We start from the raw sequence: 12,365 nt of genomic DNA on the forward strand, positions 1-12,365 counted from the left end.
GGTCGAGAAGCCTTATTCGGCGGCGAGGCGCGCGTCGGCGTGGATGAACTCGTTGGTCATCGCGGCCGCCACGTCGTCGGTCACCTGCTGCGGCGGGTGCTTGCAGAAGAACGCCGACGGGCCTTCGAGCGCGCCACCGATCCCACGCTCCAGCCCGAGCTTCACGCAGCGGATCGCGTCGACCACGACCGCTGCCGAGTTCGGCGAATCCTCGACCGACAGGCGCAGTTCGAGGTTCATCGGCACGCCGCCGAACAGGTCGCCCTCAAGCCGCAGGAAGCACAGCTTGTTGTCACCCAGCCACGGAATATAGTCCGACGGACCGACGTGGATGTTCTCGTCCGCCAGCCGCTCGGCGATCACCGCCTGCACTGCCTCGGTCTTCGACTCCTTCTTGCTCGCCAGCCGGTTGCGGTCGAGCATGTTCATGAAGTCGGTGTTGCCGCCAGTGTTGAGCTGATAGGTGTGATCGATCGTCACGCCACGCTGGCCGAACAGGTTCGACAGCACGCGGTGGACGATCGTCGCGCCGACCTGCGCCTTCACGTCGTCGCCGATGATCGGCAGGCCCGCGTCGGCGAACTTCTTCTCCCACTCGGGGCGCGACGCGATGAACACGGGCATGCAGTTGACGACGCCGAGACCGGCCTCGAGCGCACACTCCATGTAGAATTCAGTCGCCTCCTGGCTGCCGACCGGCAGGAAGTTGACGAGGATCTCGGCGCCCGAGTTCTTCAGCTCGGCGATGATCTCCGCCTTCTCGGCGTCGCGGGTGTCGTTGATCTCGAACCCGCGATCGTTGGCCGCGGTCAGCATGTGCGGCGCGACGCCGTCCAGCTTTGCGCCCATCTTCACGATCGTGCCGGTCTTGGGCACGTCGGCATGGAAGACCTTGGTGCAATTGGGCTTGGCCCAAATCGCTTCACTCAGATCAAGGCCGACCTTGCGCGAGTCGACGTCAAATGCGGCGACGAACTCCAGATCGCCCACCTTGTATCCACCGATGTCCTCGTGGATCAGGCCCGCGGCGGTATTGCTGCCGGCGTAGTGATATTTACCCTGAATTAGGCTGCTTGCGCAGTTGCCGACACCGATAACCGCAACCTTGATCGTCGCCATTCTACCCCACTTGCCGACGCTTAGTCGGACGAAAAGCCATTTTACGTTGCCGCTTCGTGACAGATACGTGGCATCTGTCAAGCGAGCCGATGCGCTGTATAGGCGCACCGAGGCAATCTCGCGAGGGACCGCGTGAACGAATCTGAAACGGCTGTGGCGGGAAAGCCGCGTGAGCTGCAAGGTTTTTTGAACAGGGTGCTGTACCACCCGCTGGCGCATGGGCTGGCGAAGGCGCTGGTGCCGACTCCGGTGACGCCGAACATGGTGTCGATCGCGGGCGCGGTGATGGTGATGGTGACGGCGGTGCTCTACGCCTGGGTCGCATCCCCGGTGGCGATCGCCACCGGCTTCGTGCTGCATTGCGGATGGCATGTCGTCGACGGGGCGGACGGGGCGCTGGCGCGGATGTCGGGTCGTGCATCGCCGTCGGGCGAGATCGTCGACGGCCTGTGCGACTATGCCGGGCATGGCGTGCTGTATCTGTTGCTGGCGGGCGCGCTGGATGACAGCGTGGGCTGGATCGCGTGGCCGATCGCGATCGTCGCTGGGCTGAGCCGCGCGGTGCAGTCGGTTTTCGCGGAGAGCCAGCGGCGGACCTATCAATGGTGGGCGTATAATACGCCGTGGCTGCAGAATGCGAAGGCCGACGGGCGCGGTATCGGGGTGGCGCTGTCGAACCTGTATCTGAGCGTGTGGCATGCGCTGTCCCGCCCGACGCAGCGCGTCAACGCGCTGGTGGCGAGCGCCGAGGCCGATCCGCCCGAGCGGCGTCGGATCGCGGGGATCGCGCGGACGGTCGGGTCGCGCGCCTTGCCGCTGCTGGCGGTACTCGGGGCCAATCCGCGCACGATCCTGTTGGGGCTGTGCATGATCGCGGGGACGCCGTTATGGTTCTTCCTGATCGAAATTGTGGTCCTCAACATCGGGCTGGTGCTGGCGATCATGCAGGCCGCCTATCTGGGGCGGCGGATCGCGGCGCTGATCGCGGACGGGCATCAATAGCCATGCCGGAACCGGGCCGTGCGGCGGCGGGTTGGCGCGACATAGATCATAGGGAGGAGCGACGATGCGACAGGTTCTGACGATGACGGGGCTCGGGCTGGCGGTGCTGACGCTGGCGGCGTGCAACGACGAGGGCAAGATGGACACCGGCACGCCGGTCGCCGGCGGCGCGCGCGCGGTGGCGATGCTGGCGACAGCGACGGGCGCACCGGTCGGCCGCGCGAGCGCGACCGAAGTGGCGGGCGGCGTGCGCTTCACTGTCGACGCGACCGGGATGCCGGCGGGGACGCATGGTGCACATGTTCATATGGTCGGGCGCTGCGACGCGCCGGACTTCGCCAGCGCGGGCGGGCACTGGAACCCGACGCAGAAGAAGCATGGCACGATGAACCCGCAGGGGCCGCATCAGGGCGACTTGCCGAACCTTGTGATCGGCAGCGACGGGCGCGGAACGATCGGCGCGGTGATCCCGGGCGCGACGCTGGCTGGGCTGCTCGACGCAGATGGCGCGGCGATGGTGATCCACGCCGGCCCGGACGACCTGATGACCGATCCGAGCGGCAATTCGGGCGGGCGGATCGCCTGCGGAGTGTTCCAGGCGTCGTGAGGTCAACTCCGTCATCTCGGACTCGATCTGGGATCCCGCTTTTCTCCGGCTGACGAGAGAGAAGCGGGCCCGGATCAAGTCCGGGGCGACCGAAGGTCAGATCGGCTCGCCCGCCGACCGCGCCCGTTTTTCGCGGGTGCGCTCGGCGGCGGGGAAGCGGCGGTAGGCGACCAGCCCCGCCGCCAGCGTGATCGGCACGCTGAGCAGCAGCGACAGCATACCCGTCGACAGGCTGCCGCTGAGCGTCGAGATCCGCCCAGCGAGATAGGGGCCGAGCGCGAGCCCGATCAGCGTCGTGCCGATGAAGAAGGTCGCGGTCGCGGTGCCGCGCATCCGGGGCAGCACGAGATCCTGCGTCGCGGCAGCGGCGGAGCCGAGCCCCCACGCCGCGAAGACCTGCGCGCAGAACACGCAGACGTAGAGCACCGCTGGCGCCGCCGTGGTGTAGCCGGCGATCATGAAAGGCACTGGCAGCACCGCGCTGGCCAGCACCGGCACCAGCCGGCCTGCCGGGTTGGTGCGCCTCAGCCGGTCGGCGATAAGACCGCCGGTGGTGACGCCGATGAACCCTGCCGCCGCGCCCGCGCCGCCGATGAACAGCCCGGCCTGCGCCGGTGCGACGCCGAGCACGCGAATCGCATAGGGCGCCGCCCAGAAGCTCGACGCATAGGCCATGAACGCGTTGAGCCCGTAGGCGACGACGGCGCAGAGGAAGGCGGGGGTGCCGAGGATCAGCGCGAAGGTCGGCGGGTCGCGCTGCCGCAAAGCGCAGCCCCAGGAGAAGACCGCATAGAAGCCGACGCCGACCGCGATCCATTGCGGGAGCGGCTCGCCGAGCGCGTGGAGCAGCGCGACGAGCGCTACGGTGACTGCGAGCCCCGCCAGGTTCACGAGCAGCGCGCGCTGCCCGAGCCGTGCCACCCCGATCAGGGTGAGCGGCGGCAGGATCGTCACCAACTCGTCGCCGAAGGCGCGGAACGGCGCCGGGTGTGGCGGCGGGGTGGGCAGACCCTCGACCGCACCCCGCACCGGCTCGCGCAGGGTCGCGACGATCAGCGCTAGGACCAGCCCCGGTATGCCGACCGCGAGGAACGCCGCCTGCCAGCCGCTGAGCCCGAGCGGCCCGCCGCCGGGATAGGCGCGGTTCCAGTTCTGGACGATCAGTCCGCCGATGAACAGCGAGCAGCCACCCCCGACATACAGGCCCGCCGAATAGATCGACAGCGCGGTGGCGCGCAGCCGCTTCGGAAAATAGTCGGAGATCAGCGAATAGGCCGAGGGCGAAGCGGTCGCCTCGCCGACTCCGACTCCGACGCGCGCGGCGGCGAGCTGCGCGCCGCTGGCGGACAGCCCCGACAGCGCGGTCATTGCTGACCAGAGCGTCAGTCCGGCGGTCATCAGACGGACGCGATGCCAATTGTCAGCCAGCCGTCCGAGCGGGATGCCAAATAAGGCATAGAAGACGCCGAAAGCGGTGCCGTAGAGGAAGCCGAGATCCTCGTCGCGCAGGTTGAGGTCACGTTTGATGTCCTCGGCGAGGATCGAGATCACCTGCCGGTCGACGAAATTGAGGACATAGACCAGGAACAGCAGCCCCAGCACATACCATGCATAGCCGCTCGCGCGGGCGTCCTGCTCTCCGGCCATGCATCCTCCCGATTTTTCGGCAGCGTATCAGAGTAATGGAGCGAGGGAAGGGGAGGCTTCCCGGTTTTCTTCGCCGACGCGGGCACGTCATGTCGAACCGGAGTCGTCACTGCGAGCGCAGTGAGGTAATCCAGGGCGTCCTGGTCCGGCTCTGGATTGCTTCGCTGCGCTCGCAATGACGAACGGGAGGCGGTTCCCACGTCATCCTGATCTAGCTGCCCGTTGAAGAAGAAGCGGGGCCCCGGATCAAGTCCGGGGTGACGGCGCGTCGCCAAGCGGCCAGCGCGCCACCGCCTCGTAGCGTGCGCCCTCGTGGCCGAGGATGCTCTCGAACAAGGTCAGGTGCGGCATCGTGAAGTCGGGCGAGGTGAGCGCGGCGTGGGAGGCGATCCAGCGGTCGATCAGCGCCGGATCACCCGCGGTGCGCGAGAAGCGGGCGAGCGTGACATGGGGCAGGTAGCGACGGGGATCGGGGGCGACGCCGGCGCGGGCGAGCGCCTGGTCGACCTTGCGGTGGAGCGCGGCGAGCGGCTCGACCGGGACGACGCGCGCCCAGAGCGTGTCGATCCGGCCGCGTTTGTCGAAGGTGCCCGCGCCATCAAGCCGCACGGTCGGCGCGGGCGCGGCGATGCGCGAGAGCGCGGTGGCAACGTCCTCGGCCTGTTGCCGGTCGACCTCGCCGATGAATCGCAGGGTGACATGCAGCTGTTCGTCGTCCTGCCAGCGCGCGCCGGGCAGGCCTTCCATCACGTCGAGCAGCAGGGTGCGGATCGCCGGGGGCGGGCGCAGCGCGACGAAGAGGCGGTGCATGGGGCTGTAACGAACCTTTGCTGGATCGGATGCGCGGCTGCGCCTCGCTTGAAAAGCGGGAACCGACGCGCGATATTCCCCGTATCCGACCCATTCGTTCGGATGAAGGAGCAAAGAGACAATGGCCAATTGGTCCGATCCCCGGCCCTCCGCTGCCCCGTTTGGCGGGGCCGCTTCGGGCACCCGCACGGAGGCGCGTGACGCCGGCCTGCGGTCGTACATGCTGTCCGTCTACAATTACATGGCCTCCGGCGTACTGTTGACCGGCATCGTCGCGCTCGGCTTTGCGTTGTCGGGCTATGCGCAGGCGGTGTTCGGCACGCCGCTGCGCTGGGTCGTAGCGCTGGCGCCGCTGGCGTTCGTGTTCGCGATGAGCTTCGGACAGGGCAAGTTTTCGACCTCGACGCTGAAGGCGATGTTCTGGGGCTTCGCGGTCGCGATGGGCTTGTCGCTGTCGTCGATCTTCTTCGTCTATTCGCCGATCGCGATTGCACAGGCGTTTGCGGCCACCGCGGCGGGCTTCGCGGCGCTTAGCCTGTACGGCTATACGACGAAGCGTGATCTGTCGGCGTTCGGGACGTTCCTGATCATCGGCCTTGTCGGGCTGATCGTCGCGAGCCTGATCAACCTGTTCGTCAATTCGGGGCCGCTCGGCCTGCTGATCTCGTTGGTCGGCGTGCTGCTGTTCGCGGGGCTGACCGCCTACGATACGCAGCGCACCAAGAGCCTGTATTTCCAGGTTGCTGGTTACGGCCCGGAGATGGTGGGCAAGGCGGTCGTGATGTCGGCGCTGAGCCTGTACCTCGACTTCATCAACATGTTCCTGTTCATCCTGCGCCTGTTCGGCGGGAACCGCGACTGATCCGCGGGATTGAGTGACGGAACGTCTAGGGCTCGGCGGGTAACCGCCGGGCCCTTTCTCTTGCGTGAAAAGGGGGGAGAATGCGCCTGTCGATCGAGGCCGAGCTGGATTACGGTTTTCCCGCCCCCGCCGATGTGTTGCTGCAAATCGAGGTCGCGGCGCTGCCCGATCAGCTGCTGGAGACACAGTCGCTGGTGATCGAGTCGGATCAGCCGATCCGCGCGGTTGCGGGCGAAGACGGGATCGGGCAACGGTGCTGGGCGCGTGCCGAGCATCGGCTGGTAGCGCGATACAATGCGATCGTTGCGATCGACCGACCGGCGGTCCGGCTCGACCTGTTGCCCGCCACCCCGGCGGCGCGGCTACCCGCGGCGACGATCCCCTATCTTTTGCCGAGCCGCTATTGCGAAGCCGACCGATTCGATCATTTCGTGCGGCGCACTTTCGACGGACTGAGCGGTGGCGCGCTGGCGGTGGCGCTCGCCGAATGGGTGCGCGACAACCTCGATTACGCGCCGGTCGCACCGGGCGGCGGGGCGCTGCATACCTTCGCGGAGCGACGCGGCGTGTGCCGCGACTATGCGCACCTGCTGGTGGCGCTGGCGCGGGCGGCGGAGATCCCGGCGCGCTGCGCATCGGTCTATGCGCCGGGGGTCGATCCGCCCGACTTTCACGCGGTCGCCGAGGTGTGGCTGGACGGTGCGTGGCATCTGCTCGACGCCACGGGCATGGCGCGTCCCGACGAGATCGCGATGGTCGGGGTCGGGCGCGACGCCACCGACATCGCGTTCATGACGATCTTCGGCACCGCCAGCCTGTGGGAGCAGCGCGTGCGGGTGACGCGGTTGCCGTAGGAACGGGTGTGCACGAGCGGCGTTGGGATGTAAACCAATGTGTCCGGATGAGGAGGGTATGATGACCGAAGCGAGCCCGATCGACGACCGCGCGCTCGACAGCCTGTCGGTGGCGCCCGACGCTGGCAATGCCGGCGGATCGAAGGACGCGCGACAGGATGCGGGGCAGGACCGCTCCATCGAGAAGCGATTGGCCAAGCACCCGGGGAGCGAGGATGCGCGGCTGGACGCGGGCCTCGACGAGACGATGGACGCGTCGGACCCGGTATCGATCACGCAGCCCGGTAGAAGCGAGCCTGCGCCATCGTCGGGCTTCGATGCCGCCGAGGAAGCGGAGCGTCAGCGCGACGCGTGATGCTGTTACGTTCAGGCCGCTGGTTCGGGTCGAGCCCGGACCGGCGGCATGTCGATTCTTGCGCCTTGCCGCCGCTGACCTACGTATCTGACGTTACTACTCCGTTCGTCGCATCTATGTTGCGGTGCGGCACGCTCCATGCTGACTTGTGACAGTCGGAAGACGGCGCCGTTAAGCCAGATGTTAACCACTTTGGCGCATTCTTCCGGGCATTGGATCATGCACGGCGGGGTGTGACGATGGGTAGAATGAAGGCGGCCGAAGGGGCGATGACGCTGGCCGAGATGAAGGAGTTTGCGACCTTCCCGGCAGCGACGCAGCGGTACATCCGTCGCAGCCTTGATGTCGGTCTCGATCGTGACGATGCACTGGCGCGCTGGTCGCGCGACATCGTCGAGGCAGCGAGCATCCGCGCGCAGGCGCAGCATTACCGGCGGCTCGACGGGATCCGCGCGCTGGTCCCCGATGACAGCGGGCTCGACGCGGCCGAGCAGGTGCTGGCCCCGCTGATCACGCTGGCGGCGTTCGATCTGGGGCAGGGGCGGATCACGTCCTTCTCGGCATTCCGGTTCCTGTTCGAGCGGCTGGTCGGGGCTAAGGTCCGTCCGTGGCTGCCCTCCGCCTTCTGCTCGGCGGCGGCGATGCCGCACCTGCACCCGGAACTGCGGCGTCAGTTGCTCCAGTCGATCAGCGAGGCGGCGGCGACCGCATCGGGCTGGTCGTCACGGCAGCCGGCATTCTTCCCGCACTGGGTCGAGAAGGTCGACACCGCCGCGCTGCCGCACTGACGTTCAGACGAGGCGGAAGTCGATCGGCAGACCCGTATCGCTTGCCGCATCGGCGAACACCCCGCGGACGCGGTCGAGATAGGCGGTCAGTGGCTCGGGGAGGGGCGTACTGACCGCGATTTCGACCGTTAGCGGCGGGCGGACGCAATTTTCTCCCGCCACCAATCCGTCGTACAGCGCGTCGAGGTTGGGGCCGTGCCAGTCGGGCGCGCCCAACGCCGGGAGCAGCGCTGCCCAGAAGTCCTCGCGAGACTGCCAATCGCGTGCATCGAGTTTTATCAGCGACATGCGCGCCAGCCTTTCTCACCGCGTGCCGCCTGATCGAGATGGAAGTGATCGCGGTGAGCGGCATTGTAGTCGGGTGATAGCACCGTCGCGAACAGCCCGCACGCGCCGTCGCGCACGTCGCGCAGGAACGCGGCCTTTGCGCCGCCCCCGTTCCAGTCGCGCGCGACGCTGATCCGCGTGCCGTTCGACAGGCGGAAGCCGGCAATGTCGATCGCGTCGGCGGTCGAATGTTCGCTCCACGCGCCGGTGTCGCGACCGTATAGGCGGCGGCACGAATAGCTGCCGAAATGGTCGATGCGGGTGACGCGGGCGTCGAAATGGCGACGAGCGGCGGGGGCCAGGACGTTCCACTCCCACATCGTCAACGCGGCGGCGACCGGGCAGGAAATGCCGAGATTGGCGGGAGATAGCGTCGTGCTCCGCGCACCTCCGGCAGTCAGCCGTACCGCATCGTCATAGCCGCACTGGCCCTCACGGCGCGCGGGCAGGGCAGTGAAACGCACCCCGGCCTGGGTCAGCAAGCCGCGGCACGAGGCGGCGTCGCCGGTCAGTCCGGCCAATTTGCGTCCGGTGAACAGCCCGACCGGTTGGCCGAGATCGAGCGGGGTCCACGGTAGATCCTGTGGACGCCCTCGCAGCGTGCCCCAGGCGACGAGCGCGAGCGTGGCGAACAGGGCGAGCGCGACGGTCCAGCCGGCGATGTGACGGACCGCGCGCGCTACCCGCGCCGGACCAGATCGCGGCGCTCGGCGGTGACGGGATAGCCGAGATCGTCGGGAATGCAGAGATATTCCTTACCGTTACGGGTTTCGGACCACGGCACCACGACGCGGATCGGATAGGCGCGGGCCTGCGCGACCGCCGCCGCATGAGAGGGGAACAGGGCAAGCCGCTCGAGGTTGCGGCGGGTCGGAAAGATCAGCGACAGACGCCCCGCATCGGCATCGTCGAGCACCGACTGTGCGCTCGACCAGAAGAGGCGGACATTTTCGGTGCCGTCGACTTGCGGCGCGGGCGCGTCGGGGGGCAATTGGGCGAGGTAAAACCGCGTGTCGTAGCGTCGAACCGGGCTATAATCGGGGCGCCAGCGTGCGAACGGGACCAGCAAATCGAGATCCAGCGTCGCATCGATCGTGCGCAGTGCCTCGCCGAAGCACATCTGGCTGCAAAGCGCGGCGCGGATCGTCGCCATCGCGGCGGCGTCGGGAGTCCGCGCGAAGCCGATCGGCAGCCCGGCCTCCTCGATCGTCTCGCGGATCGCCGCGATCCGGGCGGCGCCTTCGTCGATGTCGGGCAAGCCGAGCGCGCGGGCGAGATCATGGTCACCGGGATCGACGCGTCCGCCGGGGAAGACCATCGCGCCCGGCGCGAACGCCATCACGCCGGCCCGTTCGACCATCAGGATGTCGGGTGGCGCATCGGCGCGATCGCGCATCACGATCAGCGTGGCGGCGGGTCGTGCTTCAGGTGGTTTTCGGGGAGGTTCGGTCATCGGTGGCGGGTGGTGGAGCTGAGGGGAATCGAACCCCTGACCTCTGCAGTGCGATTGCAGCGCTCTCCCATCTGAGCTACAGCCCCGCCCGCCGATACCCCGGCCTGGCCGGGAGCGACGCCCTTAAACGCGATCCGCGGGTGACGCAACAGGGCTTCTGACCGAAAGCCGAAAAATCATCGACGGCCAGCCGGTGCGCGCACACGACGAAAACAATGTTGTGCGAGTGTAACGACAGGAACGAACTGCCGCAGATCAGCTTTCTGCTCGTACTGGCGTGACGCCGCAACGCGGTGCGCGACCCGTGTCTGACGCAGGAGAATCATGATGGGCTACGAACGCTATCCGCGCGGTACCGACCCCAAGGGCGATTATTACGGGCGCAGCGAGACGCAGGATTATGGTCGCGATTATGGCGCCGGCCGCTCCGGTAGCTATTCGAGCGCGCGCGACTATCAGGCAGCGGGCGCATTCGACCGCGACGACGATCGCAGCGACCGCAGCCGCTATGGGCAGCGCGACGATTATTCGCAGCGCAGCTATGGCCGCGACAGCTATGGGCAGGGCAACTACGGCCGTGACAATTATGGCCAGCGCGAGAGCTATGGCCGTCAGCAGGGCGGCTTCGGCAGCTATGATCGCGACCGCGAGGACCGTGGCTATTCGAGCGGGCAGCGCAGCGACTATCGCGACCGTTACAGCGAGCGCTCGGGCGGCGGTTACGGCCAGCAGCAGCGCTATGGTCAGTCGTCCGGCTATGGCCAGAGCGGCGACTATCATGGCAGCTACGGATCGGATGGGCGTCGTTTCAACGACGTCGGATCGCGTCGCCACGACGATGACGACAATTATCGTGGTGGCGCGCAGAGCCGCCACCGCGACCGCGGCGCGGATTACGGCCGCCAGCCGCAGGGCTACGACTATGACGATCGCGGCTTCTTCGCCCGCGCCGGCGACGAGGTCCGCAGCTGGTTCGGCGACGAGGATGCCGAGCGTCGTCGCGAGGCCGACAGCCGCTATGACGAGCGTTACTACCAGCAGCAGGGTCGCTCCGACCGCGACGGCGACTATCACAACTGGCGTTCGGGCCAGATCGCCGCGCTCGACCGCGACTATGACGAATATCGTCAGGAAAACCGTTCGCGCTTCGAGAATGAATTCTCGACCTTCCGTACCGAGCGTCAGACGCAGCGTGCGTCGCTCGACAAGGTGCAGGAGCATTTCGAGGTGGTCGGTTCGGACGGCAGCCATGTCGGCACCGTCGACAAGGTGCGCGGCGACCGCATCCTGCTGACCAAGAACGACGTCGACGCCGGTGGTCAGCACCACTCGATCCCGTCGCGCTGGCTTAAGTCGGTCGAGGACAAGAAGGTGACGCTGTCCAAGACCGCCGAAGAGGCCAAGCAACACTGGCGCAACGAGGAATCGAGCCAGGCGATGTTCGGCTATGGTGATCGCGGCAACGATCGCGACCGTACGCAGGGTTCGATGACGGGCACGTCGTCGACGAGCACCAGCGGCACGACGACGACCGGTTCGACCACGACGGGCACGACGACCGGCACGACCGATCAGAAGGATACCAATCTGAACAGCAGCTTCTCCGGCACCTATTGAGCTGGTGCGGCACGCGCTGCCGGAGGGTGGCGCGGCTGTGACGGGAGGCCCCGGACCGGACGGTCCGGGGCTTTTTCGTGCGCGGCGCCAAAGGTGGCAATTTGCGATCGAAAGGCCCACATCGGCTGGGCATGATGTATCCCCGCCGCACGCAATCGCAGATCATTCGCGTCATCGATCTCGAAACCACCGGCGCCGCCCCGCCCGCACACGCGGTGTGCGAGGTCGGCTGGCAGGATGTCGCGCTGGGGGCGGACGGGCGCTGGGAGTTGTATGGCGAGGGAGGCAACATCCTCGTCAACCCGGGCCGCCCGATGCCCGCGATCACGCAGGCGGTCCACCACATCCGCGACGAGGATGTCGCCGAAGCGCCGTGGTGGCACGATGTGGCGCGACAGGTGCTCGATCCCTATCCGCGTCGCATCGCGCTGGCGGCGCATCGCGCGGCGTTCGAGGAGCAATTCTGCACGCCCGCGTTGACGCATGGCGCGGACTGGATCTGCACCTGGAAATGCGCGTTGCGGCTGTGGCCGGATTCGCCCAGCTATTCCAACCAAGTGCTGCGTTACTGGCGCAAGCCGGTGGGGCTGGATCATGAACGCGGGCTGCCCGCGCACCGCGCTTTTCCCGACGCCTATGTCACCGCGCACCATCTGCGCGATCAGTTGAACGAGGCGTCGGTGGCGCAGCTGATCCAATGGTCGAGCGAGCCGGGGCTGCTGCCGCGCGTCCGCTATGGCCCGGATCGCGGCAAGGAGTGGCGTGAGATCGAGGAGGAAAGCCTCGTCAAGTTCATGACCGACCGCGATCCGGACGTCCGTTTCACCGCCGAGACCGAGATGGCGCGGCGGCGAGGCGGCGGGCATGTCGGGCGGATGACCCCGCAGGAGCTTTTGCTCTAGGGTTCAGTACAGGTCCGGCGCA

At 67.3% G+C, this 12,365-nt stretch carries 14 protein-coding genes and 1 tRNA gene; 8 read left to right on the plus strand and 7 right to left on the minus strand.

Annotated features, from left to right (window positions below; genetic code table 11):
* Nucleotides 1-12: 12 nt before the first annotated feature.
* Nucleotides 13-1,119: an inositol-3-phosphate synthase gene (locus SPHPH_RS0101110; RefSeq protein ID WP_028965037.1), complete on the minus strand. Its 1,107-nt coding sequence runs from the start codon at nt 1,117-1,119 to the stop codon at nt 13-15.
* 195 nt (nt 1,120-1,314) lie between these two features.
* Between SPHPH_RS0101110 and SPHPH_RS18560 the strand changes: the two genes are divergently transcribed.
* Together SPHPH_RS18560 and SPHPH_RS0101120 are read left to right on the plus strand one after the other, a co-directional pair.
* Entirely contained in the window at nt 1,315-2,121 is an 807-nt protein-coding gene (locus SPHPH_RS18560; RefSeq protein WP_051272768.1) for a CDP-alcohol phosphatidyltransferase family protein, read from the plus strand.
* 64 nt (nt 2,122-2,185) lie between these two features.
* A complete protein-coding gene (locus SPHPH_RS0101120; RefSeq protein WP_028965038.1) occupies nt 2,186-2,728 on the plus strand; it encodes a superoxide dismutase family protein in 543 nt (180 codons plus the stop codon).
* 96 nt (nt 2,729-2,824) lie between these two features.
* Here the strand turns inward: SPHPH_RS0101120 and SPHPH_RS0101125 are convergent, their stop codons facing one another.
* Both SPHPH_RS0101125 and thpR read right to left on the minus strand, forming a co-directional pair.
* Nucleotides 2,825-4,375, minus strand: coding sequence for a spinster family MFS transporter (locus SPHPH_RS0101125; RefSeq protein WP_028965039.1), 1,551 nt, complete (start codon nt 4,373-4,375; stop codon nt 2,825-2,827).
* Between the two features lie 246 nt (nt 4,376-4,621).
* A complete protein-coding gene (gene thpR / locus SPHPH_RS0101130; protein ID WP_028965040.1) occupies nt 4,622-5,185 on the minus strand; it encodes an RNA 2',3'-cyclic phosphodiesterase in 564 nt (187 codons plus the stop codon).
* Between the two features lie 121 nt (nt 5,186-5,306).
* Here thpR and SPHPH_RS0101135 point away from each other — a divergent pair, with 121 nt between their 5' ends.
* The 4 genes from SPHPH_RS0101135 to SPHPH_RS0101150 all read left to right on the plus strand — a co-directional run bounded on the left by SPHPH_RS0101135 (nt 5,307) and on the right by SPHPH_RS0101150 (nt 8,044).
* Entirely contained in the window at nt 5,307-6,047 is a 741-nt protein-coding gene (locus SPHPH_RS0101135) for a Bax inhibitor-1/YccA family protein (RefSeq protein WP_028965041.1), read from the plus strand.
* 80 nt (nt 6,048-6,127) lie between these two features.
* Entirely contained in the window at nt 6,128-6,901 is a 774-nt protein-coding gene (locus SPHPH_RS0101140) for a transglutaminase-like domain-containing protein (protein ID WP_028965042.1), read from the plus strand.
* 61 nt (nt 6,902-6,962) lie between these two features.
* Nucleotides 6,963-7,256 (plus strand): hypothetical protein, encoded by a 294-nt coding sequence (locus tag SPHPH_RS0101145; RefSeq protein ID WP_081668704.1) that lies wholly within the window; start codon nt 6,963-6,965, stop codon nt 7,254-7,256.
* A gap of 248 nt (nt 7,257-7,504) precedes the next feature.
* Nucleotides 7,505-8,044: a hypothetical protein gene (locus SPHPH_RS0101150; RefSeq protein WP_420329281.1), complete on the plus strand. Its 540-nt coding sequence runs from the start codon at nt 7,505-7,507 to the stop codon at nt 8,042-8,044.
* 3 nt (nt 8,045-8,047) lie between these two features.
* Here the strand turns inward: SPHPH_RS0101150 and SPHPH_RS18565 are convergent, their stop codons facing one another.
* The 4 genes from SPHPH_RS18565 to SPHPH_RS0101170 form a co-directional block, all read right to left on the minus strand.
* Nucleotides 8,048-8,332 (minus strand): barstar family protein, encoded by a 285-nt coding sequence (locus SPHPH_RS18565; RefSeq protein ID WP_037487847.1) that lies wholly within the window; start codon nt 8,330-8,332, stop codon nt 8,048-8,050.
* On the minus strand, nt 8,323-9,033 hold the full coding sequence (locus tag SPHPH_RS0101160) for an extensin-like domain-containing protein (protein ID WP_028965045.1): 711 nt from the start codon (nt 9,031-9,033) through the stop codon (nt 8,323-8,325). Before SPHPH_RS0101160 ends, SPHPH_RS18565 begins: the two co-directional genes overlap by 10 nt.
* Nucleotides 9,034-9,050: 17 nt before the next feature.
* Nucleotides 9,051-9,824, minus strand: coding sequence for an NUDIX hydrolase (locus tag SPHPH_RS0101165; protein WP_028965046.1), 774 nt, complete (start codon nt 9,822-9,824; stop codon nt 9,051-9,053).
* Nucleotides 9,825-9,834: 10 nt separating this feature from the next.
* Nucleotides 9,835-9,910 (minus strand) — tRNA-Ala (locus tag SPHPH_RS0101170).
* Between the two features lie 241 nt (nt 9,911-10,151).
* Here SPHPH_RS0101170 and SPHPH_RS0101175 point away from each other — a divergent pair.
* Together SPHPH_RS0101175 and SPHPH_RS0101180 are read left to right on the plus strand one after the other, a co-directional pair.
* The gene (locus SPHPH_RS0101175; RefSeq protein ID WP_028965047.1) at nt 10,152-11,441 is read left to right on the plus strand and encodes an SWFGD domain-containing protein; all 1,290 of its coding nucleotides are present in this window, start codon (nt 10,152-10,154) and stop codon (nt 11,439-11,441) included.
* A gap of 131 nt (nt 11,442-11,572) precedes the next feature.
* Complete coding sequence (locus tag SPHPH_RS0101180; protein WP_238302798.1) at nt 11,573-12,343, plus strand: 3'-5' exonuclease; 771 nt, start codon at nt 11,573-11,575, stop codon at nt 12,341-12,343.
* The last annotated feature ends 22 nt before the right edge of the window (nt 12,344-12,365 follow it).

Origin of the sequence: Sphingomonas phyllosphaerae FA2 (assembly GCF_000427645.1) — a bacterium.
In the GTDB taxonomy this organism is placed as follows: domain Bacteria; phylum Pseudomonadota; class Alphaproteobacteria; order Sphingomonadales; family Sphingomonadaceae; genus Sphingomonas; species Sphingomonas phyllosphaerae.

Bases quoted from the DNA above. Each gene is read 5' to 3' on its own strand.
- SPHPH_RS0101110 (WP_028965037.1), bottom strand. From the start codon at position 1,119: ATGGCGACGATCAAGGTTGCGGTTATCGGTGTCGGCAACTGCGCAAGC.
- SPHPH_RS0101120 (WP_028965038.1), top strand. From the start codon at position 2,186: ATGCGACAGGTTCTGACGATGACGGGGCTCGGGCTGGCGGTGCTGACG.
- SPHPH_RS0101125 (WP_028965039.1), bottom strand. From the start codon at position 4,375: ATGGCCGGAGAGCAGGACGCCCGCGCGAGCGGCTATGCATGGTATGTG.
- thpR (WP_028965040.1), bottom strand. From the start codon at position 5,185: ATGCACCGCCTCTTCGTCGCGCTGCGCCCGCCCCCGGCGATCCGCACC.
- SPHPH_RS0101135 (WP_028965041.1), top strand. From the start codon at position 5,307: ATGGCCAATTGGTCCGATCCCCGGCCCTCCGCTGCCCCGTTTGGCGGG.
- SPHPH_RS0101140 (WP_028965042.1), top strand. From the start codon at position 6,128: ATGCGCCTGTCGATCGAGGCCGAGCTGGATTACGGTTTTCCCGCCCCC.
- SPHPH_RS0101145 (WP_081668704.1), top strand. From the start codon at position 6,963: ATGACCGAAGCGAGCCCGATCGACGACCGCGCGCTCGACAGCCTGTCG.
- SPHPH_RS0101150 (WP_420329281.1), top strand. From the start codon at position 7,505: ATGAAGGCGGCCGAAGGGGCGATGACGCTGGCCGAGATGAAGGAGTTT.
- SPHPH_RS18565 (WP_037487847.1), bottom strand. From the start codon at position 8,332: ATGTCGCTGATAAAACTCGATGCACGCGATTGGCAGTCTCGCGAGGAC.
- SPHPH_RS0101165 (WP_028965046.1), bottom strand. From the start codon at position 9,824: ATGACCGAACCTCCCCGAAAACCACCTGAAGCACGACCCGCCGCCACG.
- SPHPH_RS0101175 (WP_028965047.1), top strand. From the start codon at position 10,152: ATGGGCTACGAACGCTATCCGCGCGGTACCGACCCCAAGGGCGATTAT.
- SPHPH_RS0101180 (WP_238302798.1), top strand. From the start codon at position 11,573: ATGATGTATCCCCGCCGCACGCAATCGCAGATCATTCGCGTCATCGAT.